Raw genomic sequence first — 20,905 nt, 5'->3', positions numbered from 1 at the left:
TGGTTCTTTACGATAAGTCGTCAATTGCGTAGGTGGCACCGATCACCCTTTCGTGTGCTTTTCACCAAAGACCTCAAGGGTCATGGAGGCACGGCCGACAAAGGATTCGTGAGTACCCTTGCGCACGCCATGATGACCGCCGCCCGCCACGCCGACTCCGGCCTCGCCGGCCCGGGCGAACTCGACCGCTACCCCTACGCGGAGGCCCCCGGGTCCGACCGCGTCGGAGCGCCCCACTGGGACGGCGCCGACGTCGAGTTGAGCCGGGTCGGCCGCCGCGCGGCAGGCAGCCGCGGCCGCGGACTGCACGGCCAACTCGTCCAGCAGCTCGGCCAGATGATCGTCTCCGGTGACCTCGGAGCGGACCGCCCCCTGGTCCCCGAGGAGATCGGCCAGCGCTTCGAGGTCTCCCGTACGGTCGTCCGCGAATCGCTGCGGGTCCTGGAGGCCAAGGGCCTCGTCAGCGCCCGCCCCAACGTCGGCACCCGGGTCCGCCCCGTCGCGGACTGGAACCTGCTCGACCCCGACATCATCGAGTGGCGGGCCTTCGGTCCCCAGCGCGACGACCAGCGCCGCGAGCTGGGCGAGCTCCGCTGGACCATCGAGCCGCTCGCCGCCCGCCTCGCCGCCGGCCACGGCCGGCCGGACATCCAGCAGCGCCTCGCCGACATGGTCGAGATCATGGGCCACGCCCTCGGCCAGGGTGACTCGATCACCTTCGCGCGCGCCGACAACGAGTTCCACGCGCTCCTCATCCAGGTCGCGGGCAACCGCATGCTGGAGCACCTCTCCGGCATCGTCTCCGCCGCCCTCCAGGTCTCCGGCAGCCCGATCACCGCCTGCGACAGGCCGAGCGAGACCTGTGTCGCCCACCACGCGCGGATGGTCGAGGCCCTCGCCGCAGGTGACGCGCTCGGCGCCGAGAACGCCATGCGTCAGCTCCTGACGGTGCATCCGGAGGTAGAGCGCGTGGTCCCCGCCCCGCGCGAGCACTGACGGGCGGACGCGCGGGGTGTGGGGGTGAGCAGGACGTGTCGCCGGGCCCGGTCGGGTCCGGCGACACCCGTGTGGGGCGCTCCGTCACGGCGGTCCGGCCCCCTCCTGACCGCCGTGACGACCCCCTGAGCGGTGCCCGGCCGTACGGGGTGTGACTCGGGCCACGAAGATTGGGCGTAACACTCTGCGAGGTCACGCGATGACCTAAGAGGTGATGGCCGACGGAGGGAAGACAGCAGCCCTTGGGGGTGCTGTGCAGCTCCCCGGCCCCTGCCCGCGCCGCCGGCCCATCCCCGGTCAGTGGTCGTCGGCTCCGGTCCAGCACCACCAGGCCCGGCGTCGGAAGCCGTTCCCATCGTTCCGAGAGGTTGTTCGTGTCGGCCAGCACATCCCGTACGCTCCCGCCGGAGATCGCCGATTCCGAGTCTGTGATGGCGCTCATCGAGCGGGGCAAGGCCGAGGGGCAGATCGCCGGCGATGACGTGCGTCGGGCCTTCGAGGCTGACCAGATTCCTGCGACCCAGTGGAAGAATGTTCTGCGCAGCCTCAACCAGATCCTCGAGGAAGAGGGTGTGACGCTGATGGTCAGTGCCGCGGAGTCGCCCAAGCGCGCCACCCGCAAGAGCGTCGCAGCGAAGAGCCCGGCCAAGCGGACGGCCACCGAGCCCGTCAGGAAGACCGCGGCCAGGACGACGGCAGCGCAGCCCGCGGCCACCGCGCCCGCCGCGGCCCCGGCAGCCGGGACGGCGGACCCGGAGATCGCGGACGTCCTCGCGGAGGAGCCGGGAACCGAGCCCGCGGCCAAGAAGACGGCGGCGAAGAAGACCGCCGCGAAGAAGGCCGCGCCCGCCAAGAAGACCGCCGCCAAGAAGACGGCGGCGAAGAAGACCGCGGCCAAGAAGGACGCCGACGAGGGCGGCGAGGACGAGACCCCCGACGAGGGTCCCGACGCCGCCAAGGCCGAGGCCGACGAAGAGGAGGAGGGCGGCGAGAACAAGGGCTTCGTCATCTCCGATGACGAGGACGACGCCCCCGCCCAGCAGGTCGTGGTCGCCGGCGCCACCGCCGACCCGGTCAAGGACTACCTCAAGCAGATCGGCAAGGTCCCCCTCCTCAACGCCGAGCAGGAGGTGGAGCTCGCCAAGCGCATCGAGGCCGGCCTGTTCGCCGAGGACAAGCTGGCGAACTCCGACAAGCTGGCGCCCAAGCTCAAGCGCGAGCTGGAGATCATCGCCGAGGACGGCCGTCGGGCGAAGAACCACCTGCTGGAGGCCAACCTCCGCCTCGTGGTCTCCCTCGCCAAGCGCTACACGGGCCGCGGCATGCTCTTCCTGGACCTGATCCAGGAGGGCAACCTGGGCCTCATCCGCGCGGTCGAGAAGTTCGACTACACCAAGGGTTACAAGTTCTCCACGTACGCGACCTGGTGGATCCGGCAGGCGATCACGCGCGCCATGGCCGACCAGGCCCGCACCATCCGCATCCCGGTGCACATGGTCGAGGTCATCAACAAGCTCGCCCGCGTGCAGCGCCAGATGCTCCAGGACCTGGGCCGCGAGCCCACCCCGGAGGAGCTGGCCAAGGAACTCGACATGACCCCCGAGAAGGTCATCGAGGTCCAGAAGTACGGCCGCGAGCCGATCTCCCTGCACACGCCGCTCGGCGAGGACGGCGACAGCGAGTTCGGTGACCTCATCGAGGACTCCGAGGCGGTCGTCCCGGCCGACGCCGTGAGCTTCACGCTCCTGCAGGAGCAGCTGCACTCGGTGCTCGACACGCTGAGCGAGCGCGAGGCCGGCGTGGTCTCGATGCGCTTCGGCCTCACGGACGGCCAGCCCAAGACCCTCGACGAGATCGGCAAGGTCTACGGGGTCACGCGTGAGCGGATCCGCCAGATCGAGTCGAAGACGATGTCGAAGCTGCGGCACCCGTCCCGTTCCCAGGTGCTGCGCGACTACCTGGACTGACCGGTACGGGCACGACGGCGGGTGGCCGCGCGGGTGCGCTCGGCCACCGGGCATCCCACTCTGGGTGGAGTCATGCACACTCGGAGTCAGGAGGCCTCATGCGTCGTCCCTTTGCCCGTGCTCTGGCGGGAGCGCTGACCCTGGCGGCGGGAGCGGCCGCGGCGCCGCTGGCCCAGGTGCCGCAGGCGGCCGCGGACAGCGTGGTGATCGGCGGGAAGCCGGTCAGGGCGGCCGACAGCCCCTGGGTCGTGGCGCTGGCCAGCCGTGACCGGTTCGGGGGTACGCGGGGCGGGCAGTTCTGCGGGGGAGTCGTCGTGGCTCCGACCCGGGTGGTGACCGCGGCCCACTGCCTGGGGCGCCAGGTGCTGGGCGGCCCGGTCGAATCCGTGCCCGACTTCCGGGTGATCGTCGGGCGTACGGAGCTGACGGCGACCGACGGCCGGGAGATCCCGGTGCGCGGGGCCCGGGTGAACCCGGGCTACGACCCGCAGAGCAACGCGGGGGACCTCGCCGTCCTGGAACTGGCCGAGGCCGTGCCGGCCCTCCACGTGCTCCCCATCGCGGAGGCGGGGCATTCCGCGTACGAGGCGGGGACCGAGGCGGCCGTCTACGGCTGGGGCGACACGAGCGGCTTCGGTGACTACGCGTACGCGCTCCGGGCCGCGCGGGTGACGGTGCTGGCGGACGAGGTGTGCGGGCGGGCCTACCCCGGGGACGCCGACGGGCAGTACCGCGCCGAATCCATGGTGTGCGCGGGGGACAGCGGCGGCGGCAAGGACGCCTGCCAGGGCGACAGCGGCGGCCCGCTGGTCGCGCAGGGGCGGCTCATCGGGCTGGTCTCGTGGGGCCGCGGCTGCGGGCGCGCGGACAGCCCGGGGGTGTACACGCGCATCGCTCCCCTCACCGGTTTCGTGACGGCCCCGGAGACGGGCGCGCAGCCCGGCGGGGTCCAGGACGCCCCGTGGGAGGCCCGCAGGCGCTCCGTACCAGGCGCAGGGCCCGTACAGGGGCACCGCACGGGTTAGCGACCGTACGGCCGCCCGCCCCCGAGCGCGGGCGGCCGTGGATGTGAGGACGGGCGGCACCCCTGGGTCTCAGGGGTGCCGCCCGTCGACCGGCATCGCCGGTCCTGGCTCGTCGGATGCGAGGTGTAGGCCTTGTGTCAGCGGTCCTCGGGTTCGGCATTGGCAGCCGGAGCGGACGTAAGCCGCTCGGTCTCATCCTGTATTTCCGCGGCGATCTTCTTGAGTTCCGGCTCGAACTTGCGCCCGTGGTGGGCGCAGAAGAGCAGTTCACCGCCGCTCAGCAGGACGACGCGCAGATATGCCTGGGCGCCGCAACGGTCGCATCGGTCAGCGGCCGTCAGCGGGGTCGCGGGTGTCAGAACAGTAGTCACGTCGCCTCTTCTCTAGCTCGACGAGCTGTCGTACCAGGGTCAACATCCAACCAGGCCGAAAACGTTCCCGCTCGCGGCTTTTCCTCGAAACTTCCTTCCGAAGCTGGCCGGCTGTTGCCGGTTGGCGGCGAAGGAGCCGTATTGCGTTGCTTTACGGTTTCGCGTTGTCAGTCGTGCGCTTGTTGCAGTTCCATCCTCCCCCGGCGTGAGTGCCAGGTTGTTCATGAGGACGTGCCCGAACCCTAAATGGTTCATGCGCGGAAGGGAACGTGATGTTTCCTTCACCCGGCCGGGGGATCGAACGTTCGTGCGGATCTGGACTAGGGTGAGGACCGCGCGAGGGTGGCGTTGCATCGGCTCTACCTGGCCTCGGTACCCTTCGAGCGGCAGCCGAGCCATCCCTGCGCCCGACTGGGCCAGAAAAGAAATTCAGCGAGGAGCGAACTGCGTGACCGCCGACACGTCCGTGCCTTCCAGCGCGCTGCTGTCCGGAGCAGACCGGGACGGTTCCAACTACACCGCGCGGCACCTGCTCGTCCTCGAAGGGCTGGAGGCCGTCCGCAAGCGCCCCGGCATGTACATCGGCTCGACCGACAGTCGTGGCCTGATGCACTGCCTGTGGGAGATCATCGACAATTCCGTCGACGAGGCCCTGGGCGGCTACTGCGACCACATCGAGGTGATCCTCCACGAGGACGCCTCGGTCGAGGTCCGGGACAACGGCCGCGGCATCCCCGTCGACGTCGAGCCCAAGACCGGGCTGTCCGGCGTCGAGGTCGTCATGACCAAGCTGCACGCCGGCGGCAAGTTCGGCGGCGGCTCGTACGCGGCCTCCGGCGGCCTGCACGGCGTCGGCGCCTCCGTGGTCAACGCCCTCTCGGCCCGGCTCGACGTCGAGGTGGACCGGGGCAGCTCCACCCACGGGATCAGCTTCCGGCGCGGTGTCCCCGGCATGTTCACCGAGCAGGGCCCCGACAGCCCGTTCGACCCCGCCAACGGCCTGCGCAAGATCAAGCGGATCACCAAGGGCAAGACCGGCACCCGGATCCGCTACTGGGCCGACCGGCAGATCTTCCTCAAGGACGCCCGGCTCACCCTGGACACGCTCTACCAGCGCGCCCGCCAGACCGCCTTCCTCGTCCCGGGCCTGACCATCGTCGTGCGCGACGAGCGCGGCATCGACGGCGCCGGCAAGACGGAGGAGATTTTCCGCTTCGACGGGGGCATCAGCGAGTTCTGCGAGTACCTCGCGCAGGACAAGGCCGTCTGCGACGTGCTGCGCCTGACCGGTCAGGGCACCTTCAAGGAGACCGTCCCCGTCCTCGACGAGCGCGGCCACATGACTCCCACCGAGGTCACCCGCGAGCTCGGCGTCGACATCGCCCTGCGCTGGGGCACCGGGTACGAGACCCAGGTCAAGTCCTTCGTCAACATCATCGCCACGCCCAAGGGCGGCACCCACATCACCGGCTTCGAGCGCTCGGTCGCCAAGACCGTGAACGAGGTGCTCCGCTCGGCCAAGCTGCTGCGCGTCGCCGAGGACGACGTGGTCAAGGACGACGCGATGGAGGGCATGACCGCCGTCGTCACCGTCCGCCTCGCCGAGCCGCAGTTCGAGGGCCAGACCAAGGAGGTGCTCGGCACCTCCGCGGCCACCCGGATCGTCGCCGCCGTGGTCGCCAAGGAGCTCAAGGCCTTCCTGACCTCCACCAAGCGCGACGACAAGCAGCAGGCCCGCGCCGTGATGGAGAAGATCGTCGCGGCCGCCCGGACCCGGATCGCCGCCCGGCAGCACAAGGAGGCGCAGCGCCGCAAGACCGCGCTGGAGACCTCCTCGCTCCCCGCCAAGCTGGCCGACTGCCGCAGCGACGACGTGGAGCGCAGCGAGCTCTTCATCGTCGAGGGCGACTCGGCCCTCGGTACGGCGAAGCTCGCCCGGAATTCGGAGTTCCAGGCACTCCTGCCCATCCGCGGCAAGATCCTCAACGTCCAGAAGTCCTCGATCTCGGACATGCTCAAGAACGCCGAGTGCGGGGCGATCATCCAGGTCATAGGAGCCGGCTCGGGCCGGACCTTCGACATCGACGCGGCCCGCTACGGCAAGATCGTGCTGCTCGTCGACGCCGATGTGGACGGCGCGCACATCCGCTGCCTGCTGCTCACGCTCTTCCAGCGGTACATGCGGCCGATGGTCGAGGCCGGCCGGGTCTTCGCGGCGGTGCCGCCGCTGCACCGGATCGAGCTGGTCCAGCCGAAGAAGGGCCAGGACAAGTACGTCTACACGTACTCGGACAACGAGCTGCGCCAGACCCTGCTGGAGTACCAGCGCAAGAACATCCGGTACAAGGACTCGATCCAGCGCTACAAGGGTCTGGGCGAGATGGACGCGGACCAGCTGGCGGAGACGACCATGGACCCCCGCTTCCGCACCCTGCGCCGGATCAACATCGGCGACCTGGAGTCGGCCGAGCAGGTCTTCGACCTGCTCATGGGCAACGAGGTGGCACCGCGCAAGGAGTTCATCACGAGCTCCGCGGCGACCCTCGACCGCTCGCGCATCGACGCCTGACCCGGCCGGAGCCGCCGGCCGGCGGAGGCCGCCGCCAACGGCTCCGAAAGGCGTCACGGCACACCGGCGCTCTTCCCTCCCTCACCTGTTGGAGTGAAGAGCGCCGGTACACCAGTCCGGAAAGCGACTATTGAGCACATCCTTGTGGACGCGCAGCCAATGCGGCGGCGGACAAGGAGAGTTCGGTGGACAAGCACGAAGGTCGTGATGCCGGAACGATCCGGCTGGACGACCCCTGGTACGACGCGCTGGCCGTCGGCTGGGGCGAAGGCGAGGAAGCGTCCCCGCCGCGCCCGGCCCCCGGCGGCAGCCCCGCGCACGGCGCATCCGACATCTACCTCGAAGTGCAGCGCAGCGCCGCCTTCCAGGAGGTCCGCAGCCGCTACCGCGGGTTCGTCGTCCCCGCGACCGCCGGCTTCTTCCTCTGGTACGTCGCCTACGTGGTCGCCGCCACCGCCGCGCCCGGGGTGATGGCCCGGCCCGTGGTGGGCGCGGTCAACGTGGCCATGCTGGCGGGACTCGGCCAGTTCCTCACCACCTTCCTGCTGACCTGGGCCTACGCCCGGCACGCGCGACTGCGCAGGGACCGGGCCGCGCTCGACCTGCGCTGGACCGTCTTCGAGCAGGAACGCGACCAGGAGCGGACCCGGTCGAGGGGGGCCGGCCGGTGACCACCGAACACCAGACCCTCGCGCTGATCCTGTTCAGCGTCTTCATCGCGGTGACCCTGGGCATCACCACCTGGGTCAGCCGGAACAGGCACGGATCGGCCGAGGAGTTCTACGCGGGCGGCCGGTTGTTCTCACCGATGGAGAACGGTTTCGCCATCGCCGGCGACTACATGTCCGCCGCCTCCTTCCTCGGCATCTCGGGCCTGATCGCCCTGTACGGCTACGACGGCATGCTCTACTCGGTGGGATTCCTCGTCGCCTGGCTGGTGGTGCTGTTCCTGGTCGCCGAACTGGTCCGCAACTGCGGGCGCTTCACCCTCGCCGACGTGGTCGCCGCCCGGATGAGCGAGCGCCCGGTGCGGATCGCGGCCGGCACCTCCTCCGTCGTCGTCTCCGTGTTGTACCTGGTCGCGCAGATGGTCGGCGCGGGCAGCCTGGTCGGCCTGCTGCTCGGCAGTTCGAGCGCGGCGGCCCGGACCCTGACCGTGATCGGGGTGGGCGCGCTGATGGTGGTCTACGTGTCCTTCGGCGGGATGCGGGCCACCACCTGGATCCAGATCGTGAAGGCCGTCCTGCTGATGGGCGGGGCGATCACGCTGACCGTGCTCGTCCTGCTGCGCTTCCACGGGGACTTCGACCAGCTGCTCACCAGCGCCGCCGACCGCAGCGGGCACGGGTCCAGGTTCCTCGGGCCCGGCCTCAAGTACGGCGGGGACTGGACCGCCCGCGTCGACTTCATGAGCCTGGGCCTCGCGCTGGTCCTCGGGACCGCCGGGCTGCCGCACATCCTGTCGCGCTTCTACACGGTGCCCACCGCGCGGGCGGCGCGCCGCTCGGTGGTGTGGGCGATCGCGCTCATCGGCGGCTTCTACCTGATGACCATCGTGCTCGGCTTCGGGGCGGCGGCGCTGGTGGGCCCGGACGAGGTGCGGGCCTCCAACGCCTCCGGGAACACGGCCGTTCCGCTGCTCGCGGCCTTCCTCGGCGGGGGCGCCGGATCCACCGGTGGCGCGGTGCTGTTCGCCTTCGTGGCGGCCATCGCCTTCGCCACCATCCTGGCCGTGGTGGCCGGCATCACCCTGGCCTCCTCGGCCTCCGTCGCCCACGACCTGTACGCCTCCCTCAAGCGGCGCCACGCCAGGCAGCGCAGTGAGGTCGCGGTGGCCCGGGTCGCGGCCGTCGGCATCGGGGCGGTGGCGATCGCCCTCGGACTGCTCGCCCAGGACCTCAACGTGGCGTTCCTGGTGGGGCTCGCCTTCGCGGTGGCGGCCTCGGCGAACCTGCCGGTGCTCCTGTACTCGCTCTTCTGGCGCGGCTTCACCACGCGCGGAGCCGTCTGGTCGGTGTACGGGGGCTTGGTCCCGGCGGTGCTGCTGGTACTGGTCTCGCCGGTGGTGTCGGGCAGTCCGGAATCCCTCTTCCCGGGCGTGGACTTCCAGTACTTCCCGCTGCAGAACCCGGGGATCGTCTCGATCCCGCTCGGATTCCTGGCGGGCTGGCTGGGCACGGTCACCTCGGGCGAGGAGCCGGACGAGGCGAAGCACGCGCAGACGGAGGTCCGCTCGCTGACCGGCGCCGGAGCGGTCTGAGGGCCGTCAGGCCGGCCCCTCCGACGGGAGCCAGGTGTAGCGGTGCTCCGGGCGGCCGGTCTCGCCGTAGCGCAGGGCCAGGGTCACGCGGGCGGTGCGTTCGAGCAGCTTCACGTAGCGCTGGGCGGTCTGGCGGCTGATGCCCGCACGGTCGGCGATCTGCTGGGTGGACAGCGGGCCCTCCGCGGAGCGCAGGACCTGGCGGACCAGTTCCGCGGTGGTCGGGGAGTGGCCCTTGGGGAGCTCGTTCGCGGGCCCCGCGGCGGCGAGGGCGCCGAAGATCCGGTCCACCTCGGCCTGTTCGGCCTCGCCGCCCGTCTCCAGGGTGCGGTGCAGGGCCCCGTACGCCTCGAGCCGGGTGCGCAGCCCAGCGAAGGTGAAGGGTTTGACCAGGTACTGGAGGGCGCCGAGGCGCATCGCGGCCTGCACGGTGGCGAGGTCACGGGCGGCCGTGACCATGATCACGTCGGTGTGGTGGCCGAGCTGGCGCAGGCGCCGGACCAGGTCCAGGCCGTTCTCGTCGGGGAGGTAGTGGTCCAGGAGGACCAGGTCCACCGCCCGCGAGGTGAGGAACTCCAGGGCCTCGGCCGCCGAATGCGCCTGCGCCGTCACCCGGAAACCGGGAACCTTCGCCACGTACGCCGCGTTGATCCGGGCAACACGCATGTCGTCGTCGACGACCAATACGTGGATCGGGGACCCGCTCACCGCTTCGTTCACTACCTCGTTCACTACCTCGTTCACCGCCTCGTTCATCGCAGGGCCTCCGGGAGTACGACGGAGAATTCCGCCCCTCCGTCCGCTGCTCCACCGGCCCGGGCGCTGCCGCCCTGCCGCTCCGCGAGGCGGCGTACGAGGGCGAGGCCCAGCCCCCGCTCGCGGTGGGCGCTGGGCTGCTTGGTCGACCAGCCTTCGGTGAAGATCTCCTCGCGGCGCGCGGCGGGCACTCCGGGGCCGCTGTCGCGCACCCGGAGCACGGCGGTACGGCCCTCCGCGCGCAGTTCCACCTCGACCAGGGGCGCCGTCGAACCGGCGGCGGCGTCCAGGGCGTTGTCCACGAGGTTGCCCACGATCGTGACGAGGCCGCCCGGGTCCACCAGGCGGTCGGGGAGGAGGGTGGTCTCGGCCAGCCGCAGGGGGACGCCGCGTTCGGCCGCGACGGTCGCCTTGCCCACGAGAAGGGCGGCCAGCAGCGGGTCGTGGACCTTCTCGGTGACCTGTTCGGCGGTCGTGCGGTGCACGTCGGCGACTTCGGTGACGAACTCCACCGCCTCCTCGTGCAGGCCCAGTTCCAGCAGACCGAGGAGGGTGTGGAGGCGGTTGGCGTGCTCGTGGTCCTGGGCGCGCAAGGCGTCGATGAGGCCCCGGGTGGAGTCGAGTTCGCGGCCCAGGCGTTCCAGCTCGGTGCGGTCGCGCAGGGTGGCGACGGCGCCGCCGTCCTCGGTGGGCATGCGGTTGGCGACCAGCACTCGGGGGCCCTGGACGGTGAGCAGGTCCCGGCCGGTGACGCGGCCCGACAGCACGTCGGCGGTGCGGCCGCCGCCGAGTACGTCGTCCAGTGGACGACCCGCCAGGGTGCCGGCGGAGTCCGGGGCGAGGCCCAGCAGCCGGGCGGCCTCGTCGTTCACGAGCCGGACCCGGCCCTCGCGGTCGAGGGCGATGACGCCCTCACGGATGGAGTGCAGCATCGCCTCGCGCTCGGCGAGCAGGCCGGAGATGTCGGAGAAGGCCAGGTCCCGGGTCTGGCGCTGGATCCGGCGGGAAAGCAGATAGGCGGCCAGGGCGCCCGCGGCCAGTGCGCCGCCCGCGTAGGCGAGCAGGCCCGGGATGGCGCCGAGCAGCCGGTTCCGGACGCTGTCGTAGGCGATGCCCACCGAGACGGCGCCGACGATCTCGCCGTCGGCGGCGACCAGCGGGACCTTGCCGCGCGCGGAACGCCCCAGGGTGCCGTCGTCGATCTCCATGACCTCGCGGCCCGCCAGCGCGTCGCTCGGGTCGGTGGAGACGGGCAGCCCGATCCGGTCGGCGCTCGGGTGCGAGCGGCGGATGCCGTCCAGGTCGAGGACGACCACGTACTCGGCCCCGGTGGCCCGGCGGATCCGCTCGGCCGAGGCCTGCACGGGGCTGTCCGGCGAGGCTCCGGAGTCCAGGAGGTCGGCGGCCAGCGAGGGGTCGGCCGCGGCGCTCTGCGCGATCGCCAGGGCGCGCCGCATGGCCTGGTCGTCGAGCTGAGCGCTCAGCGGCGCCAGGAAGAGTCCGGTCGCCAGGACGGCGACCCCGGCGGCGATGGCCAGCTGGGTCAGCAGGATCTGGGAGACGGCCCGTCTGGGCAGCCCGAGGCGCCGAGCGCTCATGAGGGGGAACCGCATGGGCAGCAACGGTAGGTCCGGCCCGGCAGGAGCGGAACGCCTGCGCCGAGCTTGTCGGGTTCGCCACTTCTGTCATGTTCGGGCCGTGGTGCGCGGCTCACTGCGGGTGAGGTGGCCTCACGGCATCGGCTGGGGCGGGCGGGGCCCGTGGTACTGCCCGCTCGGCCGCATCCGCAGCGGCCGCTCCTGGTACTCCTCCAGCGCGTGTGCCATCCAGCCCGCCGTACGGGCCACGGCGAAGACCGTCTCCCCGGCCTCCGCGGGCATCCCGCACGACACGGTCAGCACCGCCAGCGCCAGGTCCACATTGGCGTGCAGCCCCCCCTGCCGGGCCATCACCGCGGCCACCTCGCGCGCCGCGCCCAGCGCGGGAGCGGCCTGTTCCAGCCCCTCCAGCCGGGCGAACAACGCCCGCGCGCGGGGGTCCTCGCCCCGGTACAGGCGGTGTCCGAGCCCGGGGACCCGGCGCCCGGCCCTCAGGTACTCCGCCACCACCGGCGCCGCCCCGCCCTGTTCCAGCACCTCCACCAGCATCCGGTGGGCGAGCCGCCCGGCCGCGCCGTGCAGGGGCCCTTCGAGCGCGCCGAGCCCGGCGGACACCGCCGCGTACGGATGGGCCCGCGCCGAGGCGGCCACCCGTACGGCCAGGGTCGAGGCGGCCAGGTCGTGGTCGACCAGCAGCGCGAGCGCCAGATCGAGCACGGCCAGGGCGTCCGGGTCCGGCTCCTCGGCCGTCAGCCGGGACCACAGCTGCCGGGCGATCCGGCCGTCACCGGCCCACGGGGCCGCGCCCACCGCGGGGAGCGCGCCGACCAGTGTGGGAATCAGGCAGCGAGCGGAGCCGAGTACCGCCTCCTCGGACAGGTCGAAGCGCAGCGGGTCCGCCACCGCCGCGGCGGCCACCGCCACCCGCAACCGGTCGATGGGGCCGCCATGGGCCGGCAGCGCGGCCACGGCACGCCGGGCCGCCGCCAGTGCCTCCGGGGGAGCCGTGAACCGTGCCCCCCGCGCGACGGTCCCGGTCCAGAGCCACTCGGCGACCTCCTCGTAGCGGTACTCCGAGGCCAGCGCCACGGCGTCCACGCCTCGGAAGTAGTACCGGTCCGGCTCGATGAGGGTGAGTGCCGTACGGACGGAGAGCTCCCCGGCGGGAGCCGCCGCCTCGCGCCGGCTCCGCCGGGCCAGCGCCTCCACCTCGGCCGCGTCGAAGCTGCTGCCCCGCCCGGCCGGGTCGCGGCGGCTGCTGAGCTGGCCCCGGCTGACGTACGCGTACACCGTCGCCGGTTTCACGCCGAGTACCCGCGCCGCCTCCTGCGTGCTGAGCCTGCGCCCGCCGTCTCTCTCGTCGCTCATGACGGACACCCTACAGATGGATGGGTACATTGATTCAATCAATATTGACAAGGATTCAATCCATCATGGATGGTCGATCCATGAACACCACCGACAGCACCATCGAAGGACCGCGCGGCCTCGCCGGGGTCGTGGTCACCGAAACCGAGCTGGGCGACGTGCGGGGCCGCGAGGGCTTCTACCACTACCGCCAGTACTCGGCCGTCGAGCTCGCCGCCCACCGCGGCTTCGAGGACGTCTGGCACCTGATGTTCCGCGGCACCCTGCCCGTCGACGCCGCTGAGCGGGCCGCCTTCGCCGCCGAGACCGCCGCACTGCGCCGGCTGCCCGAGGAGGTACGGGACGCCCTGCCCGGTCTGGCCCGGGCCACCCGGCTCTCCGGCCCGCTCGCCGGACTGCGCACCGCCCTCTCATTGCTCGGCGCCTCGGCCGGCTTCCGCCCGGTGTACGACCTCGACCCCGCCCGCCGGGCCGCCGACGCGCTGGTCGCCTGCGCCGCCGTGCCGACCCTGCTGACCGCCCTGCACCGGCTCGGGCAGGGGCTGGAGCCCGTCGAGCCGCGCGAGGACCTCCCGTACGCCGCCAACTACCTCTACATGCTGACCGGACGGGAGCCCGGCCCGGTCGAGACCCGCGCGGTCGAGCGGTACCTGATATCCACCGTCGACCACGGCTTCAACGCCTCGACCTTCACCGCCCGCGTCATCGCCTCGACCGGAGCCGACGTCGCCGCCTGCCTCACCGGGGCGATCGGCGCGCTCTCCGGCCCGCTGCACGGCGGCGCACCCAGCCGCGCCCTCGACACCCTCGACGCCATCGGCACCGTGGACCGGATCGGGCCGTGGATCCGCGAACGGGTCCTGGCGGGCGACCGGATCATGGGCTTCGGTCACCCCGTCTACCGCACCGAGGACCCCCGCTCGCGCATGCTGCGCGAGATCGCCCTCCAGTTCGGCGGGCCCCTCGTGGACTTCGCCGTCGAGGTCGAGCGTCAGGTCGAGGAGATCCTCGCCGAGCTCAAGCCGGGCCGGGAGCTGCACACCAACGTGGAGTTCTACGCGGGCGTGGTCATGGAGCTGTGCGGGCTGCCGCGCGAGATGTTCACTCCTACCTTCTGCGCGGCCCGCGTGGTCGGCTGGAGTGCGAACATCCTGGAACAGGCCGCCGATTCGAAGATCATCCGCCCTGCCGCCCGGTACAGCGGCCCCACCCCGCCCCAGCCGGTGCCGCTGATCGCCTGATCGCCTGATCGACCGATCGACCGATCGACCGATCGCCCGACGGAGCCTGGCTACGATCGACAGGGTGAACAGCAGGCAGCCCATCCCCGTCATCGTCCTCGCCGGTTTCCTCGGATCCGGTAAGACCACCGTGCTGAACCACCTCCTCGCCGGCCGCGGGGGCACCCGGATCGGGGTCGTCGTCAACGACTTCGGATCGATCGAGATCGACGCGATGTCGGTGGCCGGACAGGTCGGGGACTCGATGGTCTCCCTCGGCGGCGGCTGCCTGTGCTGCGCCGTCGACGGCAGCGAGCTGGACGCGTACCTGGAGAAGCTCTCCGCCCCCGTCCACCGCATCGACGTCATCGTCATCGAGGCGAGCGGGCTGGCCGAGCCCCAGGAGATGATCCGGATGCTCATGGCCAGCGAGAACCCCGCCATCCGCTACGGCGGGCTGGTACAGGTCGTGGACGCGGCCGAATTCGACGCGACGCGGGACACGCACCCGGAGACCGACCGCCACCTCGCCGTCGCGGACCTGGTGGTGCTCAACAAGACCGACCGCGTCGACGTCGGCGAACGGGCCCGGATCGAGAGGGAACTCGACGCGCTCTGCGCCCCAGGCACCCCGGTCGTGGGCGCCGACCACGGGCGGATCGACCCGGAACTGCTCTTCGACCGGCGCCCCTGGACCGAGACGCGGGGCCAGCTCTCCTTCGAGGACCTCCTCGCGGAGGCCGAGGGCCACGACCACTGCGCCCACGCGCACGCCGCCTACGAGAGCACGGAGTTCACCTCCGACCAGGCGCTCTCCCCGCGCCGGTTCATCGACTTCCTCGACCGGCGGCCGGCCGGGCTCTACCGGATCAAGGGCTTCGTGTGGTTCGGGATCCCCGGCCACGAGGAGAAGTACGAGGTCCACGCGGTCGGCCGGTTCCTCCGCTTCGCCCCGCAGCCCTGGGGGCGGGGCGAAGCCAGGCTGACGCAGCTGGTCCTGATCGGCGCCGGCACCGACCGCCCGACACTGGTACGGGAGTTGGAGGCCTGCCGGGAGGAGGCCCCTCAGGACGCGTCGCCCGAAAGCATGTGGGGCGTGCTGCGGTACGTCGCCGAGCCCCGGCCCGCGGCCGGTCCGGAAGCCGAGGCCGACGCCGAGGCCGAGGCCGAAGCCGACGTCGAAGCAGAGCCGGAGTCCGGACGCGGCGCCGAGGCCCGGGCCACCTGGTGACCTGACCGGGACAGTGGGGGCACCGGGTCGCCGGGCCCGTCCCGCTCAGCCCGCGGGAACCGTCTCGCCCAGGAAGCCGATCAGCAGGTCCGTCACCGCGGCGGGCCGCTCCAGGCTGGGGAGATGGCCGGCCCAGGGCAGTTCGACGTGCCGGGTGTCGCCGAGCAGGCCCGGCAGCCGGGCCGCGATCTGCCGGAAGTCCGCAAGGTCGAGGCCGCCCGAAAGCGCCAGACCGGGGGCCTTGACCGCCGACAGGTCGATGTCCACGTTCTTCCGCCCGGCCCCCTCGGGAGCGGCCAGTTGCACCTCGAAGGCACGTCGCTGCATCGTGCGCACCTCGTCCCGGACCGCTTCCCCGGCGTCCGGCCCCAGGAAGGTGTCCACGTTCAGCTCCACGGCCCCCGCGATGTCACCCGCCTCGATCAGCGCGTCCTCCCGCTCGCCGAACGCGCGCAGCTCATCGCTCGGTTCGTGCCCGGGCAGCCCGGAGCACAACAGCGCCATGGCGGACACCCGGTCCGGACGTCGTGCGGCGATCTCCAAGGCAACACGTCCGCCGTACGAGGAGGCGATGAGCGCCGCCTGCTCGACGCCGAGGGAGTCCAGCAGGTCCAGTACGTCCTCCGCGTCGTTGTGACGCCGGTCCGGCAAGAGGCTCTGGCCGAAGCCCCGGAAGTCGCAACGCACCACCCGGTATCCGGCATCGACCAGGGCCGGCCACTGCGGGTCCCACATCCTTCGGTCACAAACGGCGGAGTGCAGCAGCACCACCGCAGGGCCGTCTCCGGCTGCGTCGTAGGCAAGAGTCATGCGTCGACCTTAGGGGGTGTCTTGCCGATCGTGCCGGGCTCGCGGTCCCATCGACAAGACACCCCTAGGCGACCTCGACGCCGTACTCGCGCAGCAGGTCCTCCAGGCCGCCCCGGTAGCCCTTGCCGCCGATCACGAAGTCCCAGTCGCCGTTGGCCCGGCGCCGGAACGAGCCGAGCACCAGCGCGGTCTCGCCGGCCCGTCCGTCGGAGACCTCCAGCCGGCCGGCCTCCGCGCCGGACGGCTCGAGGAGCCGGATCCGGGCATCGGTGAAGCCGGCCAGGTCGGCGTGCGGGTCGACCTCCGGGTCGACGGCGGCCACCAGGACCAGCCGGTCGGCCTCGCGCGGCAGGGAGTCGAAGGCGACCTCCAGGGCCGCCTTGTCGGGCTCCGCGTGCGCGCGGGCCCGTACCGAACCGTCCGGGGTCCGCGGGTTGTTGAAGAACACGAAGTGGTCCTCGCTCAGTACCCGGTTGCCCGTGCAGACGAGCGCGCACACGTCCAGCGCGATCCGGCCCGACCAGGACATGCCGAGCACGTTGTGATCCGCCGAAGGGGCGGGCTCGGCCGTGCGCTGCGACGCCTGACCACCGCCGAGGCGGCCGCGCAGACCGTACTGGTGCAGCAGCTCCACAAGTTCGGTCCCGGGAACCAACTCCAGCGGCTTGCCGTTGGCAAAGGTGTACGACGTCGGCCCGAAGGACGAGGTGGTGACGAGCACCCCCTTGTTCGCCCCCGCGTCCTGGACCGTGCCGTACAGGTCCCGCACCGCCGTCGGCGGCACCGTGTTCCGGTAGCGCTTGACCTGCACCACGATCCGTCCACCCCGGATCGGGGCCGGGTCCAGCGCCTCGACGTCCACCCCGCCGTCGCCCGACCGCTGAGTGGTCACCGCCTCCATGCCCATCGCCCGGAAGAGCTCCGCCACCAGGTTCTCGAAGGCGATCGGGTCCATCTCGAAGAGGTCCGGCTCGTCCTCCCCGTTGCCGGATTGCCCGCCGTGGCTGACGACGCCGCCGACCTCACCAGGTCTGCGGCCTGCACGGACCCCGGTCCGCTGGTCTGGTCGCGCCGACAGCTGCCCGCGCAGCCCCTCCACCAGGCAGTCCACTGCGCTGACTTGTTCCAGTCGCAGTCCCGCGAAGGCGGTCCGCTCCGCCGAGACAGTGGCGAGCACGATCTGTGCCTCTCGGCCCGTCACCGGATCGTGGTCGTCCACGAAGCCGTTGACCACCACCGTGTCCAGGGCGCCGAACTCGTCCGCGGCGTACAGGTCCCGCACCACCAGCAGCACGCACTGGGCCAGCAGGTCCCGGTAAAGCGCCCGTCGCTGCGCCGCCGGGCGGGCCGTCTCCTTGTCCTGGTCCGTACTCGGCATGTACCGCACCGACTTGGTCTCCGGAACGACTCCGTAGCGGGGCAGCTCCCAGTCGAGCACCAACTGGCGTGCCGCCTGGTCGTACGCGGCCGACACCTGCCTCGGCAGTTCCTCGGGCCAGGCCGTCGAGGCGTACAGGGCCGCGGAGAAGTACTCGACGACGGCCTCTGCCTCACCCGCGCGCAGCCTTCCGGCCAGTTCGCGCAGTCCGCGGTTGTGCGCACGGATCGCGGCGAGCTTTTCGGCCGCCCACCGGTCGTACTGCTGCCGGTTTTCGGCGAGCTGTTGCCGACGCCGGGTCTCTGCGGCTTGTGCCTTCTGGAAGGCCCGGGTGTACTGGGCGTGCGCCTCGCGCTCCGCCTGGGCCCGCCGGTAGGAACCCAGCGCTATGCCGCTGCTCTGCTGTTGGAACTGCTCGATGAGGGGTATCGCCACCGGATGCGCCAAGGGCCCCGGACGGAACGGTTCGAGCTCCTCGCCCTGCACCAGCGAGGCCATCCGGAAGGCCGTCGCCCGGCAGCCCGTGACCAAGAGGTTCCGCAGTGCCGAGACCTCGGCCTCGATGCCCTCCGTGCGACGCCGCGCCTCGACCTCGCGATGCTGTCGGTACGCGGCCTGCTGCTCGCGCTCGCCCCGGGCCACGTCCCGGTCCCATGCGCGTCGGCGGCGCTCCGCCTCGCGCTGCTGGATCACCTGCGTCCGCTGCTGCCTGCGCTGAGCCTCAGCCCAGTCTCCGATCATCCCGCTCGACTGACGGCTCATCAGTTTTCCCCCGCCCCCACCACAAGCACCAACGGGAAAACACTAGTCGCCATTCGGGTGGTACGTCCCCCGGACGTACCACCCGAATACCGCGTACTTCCTACAGCGCGGCACCCGCCAGCGCCGCGACCGACGCGGGCAGCGCCGCGCCCGAGCCGTCCCGGCGCGGGTCCACGGCCGGCAGCTCCGCCGGAGTGCCGTTCGCCGTCGCCGCGCGGACGGGGGAGCCGCCCGCCCAGGCCAGCACGAGCACGTCCTCGCCCTTCAGGAACCGCTGGCAGCGCACACCACCGGTGGCCCGGCCCTTGCGCGGGTACTGGTCGAAGGGGGTCAGCTTCCCGGACGTCACCGAGTCGTCCAGCGTGCCGTGCGAGCCCGCCACCGTGAAGACCACGGCGTCCCGGCCGGGGTCGACGGCCGAGAAGTGGATCACCTTGGCGTTCTCGGCGAGCTTGATGCCCGCCATGCCGCCCGCCGGACGGCCCTGCGGGCGCACCTGGCCCGCCGGGTAGCGCAGCAGCTGGGCGTCGTCGGTGATGAAGACCAGGTCCTCCTCGCCCGTACGCAGTTCCACCGCGCCGATGATCTGGTCACCGTCCTTGAGGGTGATGACCTCCAGCTCGTCCTTGTTGGCCGGGTAGTCCGGCACGACGCGCTTGACCACGCCCTGCTCGGTGCCCAGCGCCAGGCCCTGCGAGGACTCGTCCAGCGAGGTCAGGCAGATCACCTTCTCGTCCGCCTCCAGCCCGGAAAGGAACTCCGAGACGGGGGCGCCGCCCGCCAGGTTCGGCGCCGCGTGCGTGTCCGGCAGCTGCGGCAGGTCGATCACCGACAGCCGCAGCAGGCGCCCGTACGAGGTGACCGCGCCGACGTCGGCCCGGGCGGTGGCCGCGACCTGCGAGACGATCAGGTCGTGCTTGGCGCGGGCGCCGCCCTCCTCCTCGGGCAGGGGCTCGCCGTTCGCCGTGCGCGCCAGCAGGCCCGTCGAGGACAGCAGCACGCGGCACGGGTCGTCGGCGACCTCCAGCGGAACGGCCGCCACGGCGGTGCCCGCCGACTCCAGCAGCACCGTACGGCGCTCGGTGCCGAACTTCTTCGCGACCGCCGCCAGCTCCGTGGACACGAGCTTGCGCAGCTCCGTGTCGGAGTCCAGGATCCCGGTGAGCTCGTCGATCTCGCCGGTCAGCCGGTCGCGCTCGGACTCCAGCTCCAGCCGGTCGAACTTGGTGAGCCGGCGCAGCGGGGTGTCCAGGATGTACTGCGTCTGGATCTCGCTCAGCGAGAACCGCTCGATCAGCCGGGCCTTGGCCTGCGCGGAGTTCTCGCTGTCCCGGATGAGCCGGATGACCTCGTCGATGTCGATGAGCGCCACCAGCAGGCCCTCGACCAGGTGCAGCCGGTCCCGGCGCTTGGTGCGGCGGAACTCGCTGCGCCGCCGGACGACCTCGAAGCGGTGGTCGAGGTAGACCTCCAGCAGCTCCTTGAGGCCCAGTGTCAGCGGCTGGCCGTCCACCAGCGCCACGTTGTTGATGCCGAAGGACTCCTCCATCGGCGTCAGCTTGTAGAGCTGCTCCAGCACGGCCTCCGGGTGGAAGCCGTTCTTGATCTCGATGACCAGGCGCAGACCGTGCGCGCGGTCGGTGAGGTCCTTGACGTCGGCGATGCCCTGGAGCTTCTTCGAGCCGACCAGGTCCTTGATCTTCGCGATGACCTTCTCGGGGCCGACCGTGAAGGGCAGTTCCGTGACGACCAGGCCCTTGCGGCGCGCCGTCACGTTCTCCACGGCCACCGTCGCGCGGATCTTGAAGGTGCCGCGGCCGTTCTCGTAGGCGTCCTTGATCCCGGACAGGCCGACGATCCGGCCGCCGGTGGGCAGGTCGGGACCCGGCACGAAGCGCATCAGCGCCTCCAGGTCCGCCTGCGGGTGGCGGATCAGGTGCCGGGCGGCCGCGATGACCTCGCCGAGGTTGTGCGGCGGCATGTTGGTGGCCATGCCGACCGCGATCCCGGACGCGCCGTTGACCAGCAGGTTCGGGTAGGCGGCGGGAAGCGCGACCGGCTCCCGCTCCTGCCCGTCGTAGTTGGCGGTGAAGTCGACGGTGTCCTCGTCGATCGACTCCGTCATCAGCGACGTGGCGTCGGCCATCTTGCACTCGGTGTACCGCATGGCGGCCGGCGGGTCGTCGTTGCCGAGCGAGCCGAAGTTGCCGTGGCCGTCGACCAGCGGCAGCCGCATGGAGAAGGGCTGGGCCATGCGGACGAGCGCGTCGTAGATCGAGGCGTCACCGTGCGGGTGGAGCTTGCCCATGACCTCGCCCACGACACGGGCGCACTTCACGTAGCCGCGGTCGGGCCGCAGCCCCATCTCGTTCATCTGGTAGACGATGCGGCGGTGCACCGGCTTCATGCCGTCCCGGGCGTCGGGCAGGGCGCGGGAGTAGATCACCGAGTACGCGTACTCGAGGAAGGAGCCCTGCATTTCGTCGACGACGTCGATGTCGAGGATCTTCTCCTCGAAATCCTCCGGCGGCGGGGTCTTCGTGCTGCGGCGGGCCATCGCTGCGCGGCTCCTTAACCAAGAATGGGTTGTGCTG

General features: G+C 71.6%; 15 protein-coding genes. 8 read left to right on the top strand and 7 right to left on the bottom strand.

Annotation, left to right across the window (positions count from 1 at the left end; translation table 11 throughout):
• The first annotated feature begins 54 nt into the window (after nt 1-54).
• The 3 genes from IF88_RS0110465 to IF88_RS0110455 all read left to right on the top strand — a co-directional run bounded on the left by IF88_RS0110465 (nt 55) and on the right by IF88_RS0110455 (nt 3,988).
• Entirely contained in the window at nt 55-996 is a 942-nt protein-coding gene (locus IF88_RS0110465) for a FadR/GntR family transcriptional regulator (RefSeq protein WP_324617191.1), read from the top strand.
• A gap of 374 nt (nt 997-1,370) precedes the next feature.
• Nucleotides 1,371-2,963, top strand: coding sequence for an RNA polymerase sigma factor (locus IF88_RS0110460; RefSeq protein WP_030709594.1), 1,593 nt, complete (start codon nt 1,371-1,373; stop codon nt 2,961-2,963).
• Between the two features lie 98 nt (nt 2,964-3,061).
• A complete protein-coding gene (locus tag IF88_RS0110455; RefSeq protein ID WP_078892817.1) occupies nt 3,062-3,988 on the top strand; it encodes a serine protease in 927 nt (308 codons plus the stop codon).
• A gap of 137 nt (nt 3,989-4,125) precedes the next feature.
• On the opposite strand, the gene IF88_RS0110450 is transcribed toward IF88_RS0110455, so the two are convergent.
• A complete protein-coding gene (locus IF88_RS0110450) occupies nt 4,126-4,359 on the bottom strand; it encodes a DUF7455 domain-containing protein (protein ID WP_030016583.1) in 234 nt (77 codons plus the stop codon).
• Between the two features lie 448 nt (nt 4,360-4,807).
• Here IF88_RS0110450 and IF88_RS0110445 point away from each other — a divergent pair, with 448 nt between their 5' ends.
• From IF88_RS0110445 to IF88_RS0110435, 3 genes are all read left to right on the top strand, one after another.
• Nucleotides 4,808-6,928 carry a DNA gyrase/topoisomerase IV subunit B gene (locus tag IF88_RS0110445; protein WP_030709590.1) on the top strand — a complete coding sequence of 707 codons (2,121 nt, stop codon included), beginning with the start codon at nt 4,808-4,810 and terminating at the stop codon, nt 6,926-6,928.
• Between the two features lie 185 nt (nt 6,929-7,113).
• The gene (locus IF88_RS0110440; protein WP_030709589.1) at nt 7,114-7,599 is read left to right on the top strand and encodes a DUF485 domain-containing protein; all 486 of its coding nucleotides are present in this window, start codon (nt 7,114-7,116) and stop codon (nt 7,597-7,599) included.
• Nucleotides 7,596-9,188 (top strand): cation acetate symporter, encoded by a 1,593-nt coding sequence (locus tag IF88_RS0110435; protein ID WP_030709588.1) that lies wholly within the window; start codon nt 7,596-7,598, stop codon nt 9,186-9,188. The genes IF88_RS0110440 and IF88_RS0110435 overlap by 4 nt, the downstream gene beginning before the upstream one ends.
• Nucleotides 9,189-9,194: 6 nt before the next feature.
• Here IF88_RS0110435 and IF88_RS0110430 read toward each other — a convergent pair whose 3' ends face one another.
• The 3 genes from IF88_RS0110430 to IF88_RS0110420 all read right to left on the bottom strand — a co-directional run bounded on the left by IF88_RS0110430 (nt 9,195) and on the right by IF88_RS0110420 (nt 12,910).
• Complete coding sequence (locus tag IF88_RS0110430) at nt 9,195-9,944, bottom strand: response regulator (protein ID WP_078892816.1); 750 nt, start codon at nt 9,942-9,944, stop codon at nt 9,195-9,197.
• Nucleotides 9,941-11,542, bottom strand: a complete 1,602-nt coding sequence (locus IF88_RS0110425) for a sensor histidine kinase (protein ID WP_234323478.1) — start codon at nt 11,540-11,542, stop codon at nt 9,941-9,943. The genes IF88_RS0110430 and IF88_RS0110425 overlap by 4 nt, the downstream gene beginning before the upstream one ends.
• Nucleotides 11,543-11,674: 132 nt before the next feature.
• Nucleotides 11,675-12,910 (bottom strand): citrate synthase, encoded by a 1,236-nt coding sequence (locus IF88_RS0110420; RefSeq protein ID WP_030709584.1) that lies wholly within the window; start codon nt 12,908-12,910, stop codon nt 11,675-11,677.
• A gap of 80 nt (nt 12,911-12,990) precedes the next feature.
• On the opposite strand from IF88_RS0110420, the gene IF88_RS0110415 reads away from it, so the two are divergent.
• On the top strand, nt 12,991-14,151 hold the full coding sequence (locus tag IF88_RS0110415) for a citrate synthase/methylcitrate synthase (RefSeq protein ID WP_030709582.1): 1,161 nt from the start codon (nt 12,991-12,993) through the stop codon (nt 14,149-14,151).
• A gap of 64 nt (nt 14,152-14,215) precedes the next feature.
• Nucleotides 14,216-15,361, top strand: coding sequence for a CobW family GTP-binding protein (locus IF88_RS0110410; protein WP_030709580.1), 1,146 nt, complete (start codon nt 14,216-14,218; stop codon nt 15,359-15,361).
• A 45-nt stretch (nt 15,362-15,406) separates the two neighbouring features.
• Here the strand turns inward: IF88_RS0110410 and IF88_RS0110405 are convergent, their stop codons facing one another.
• From IF88_RS0110405 to IF88_RS0110395, 3 genes are all read right to left on the bottom strand, one after another.
• The gene (locus IF88_RS0110405; protein WP_030709578.1) at nt 15,407-16,171 is read right to left on the bottom strand and encodes an alpha/beta fold hydrolase; all 765 of its coding nucleotides are present in this window, start codon (nt 16,169-16,171) and stop codon (nt 15,407-15,409) included.
• 64 nt (nt 16,172-16,235) lie between these two features.
• A complete protein-coding gene (locus IF88_RS0110400; RefSeq protein WP_234323477.1) occupies nt 16,236-18,311 on the bottom strand; it encodes a restriction endonuclease in 2,076 nt (691 codons plus the stop codon).
• A 100-nt stretch (nt 18,312-18,411) separates the two neighbouring features.
• Nucleotides 18,412-20,868 (bottom strand): DNA gyrase/topoisomerase IV subunit A, encoded by a 2,457-nt coding sequence (locus tag IF88_RS0110395; protein WP_030709574.1) that lies wholly within the window; start codon nt 20,866-20,868, stop codon nt 18,412-18,414.
• Nucleotides 20,869-20,905: the final 37 nt, after the last annotated feature.

The sequence above is a fragment of the Streptomyces sp. NRRL F-2580 genome (assembly GCF_000720115.1).
Taxonomy (GTDB): domain Bacteria; phylum Actinomycetota; class Actinomycetes; order Streptomycetales; family Streptomycetaceae; genus Streptomyces.
Note: the sequence above shows the minus strand (reverse complement) of the source record. Positions and strands in the feature narration are given on the sequence as shown.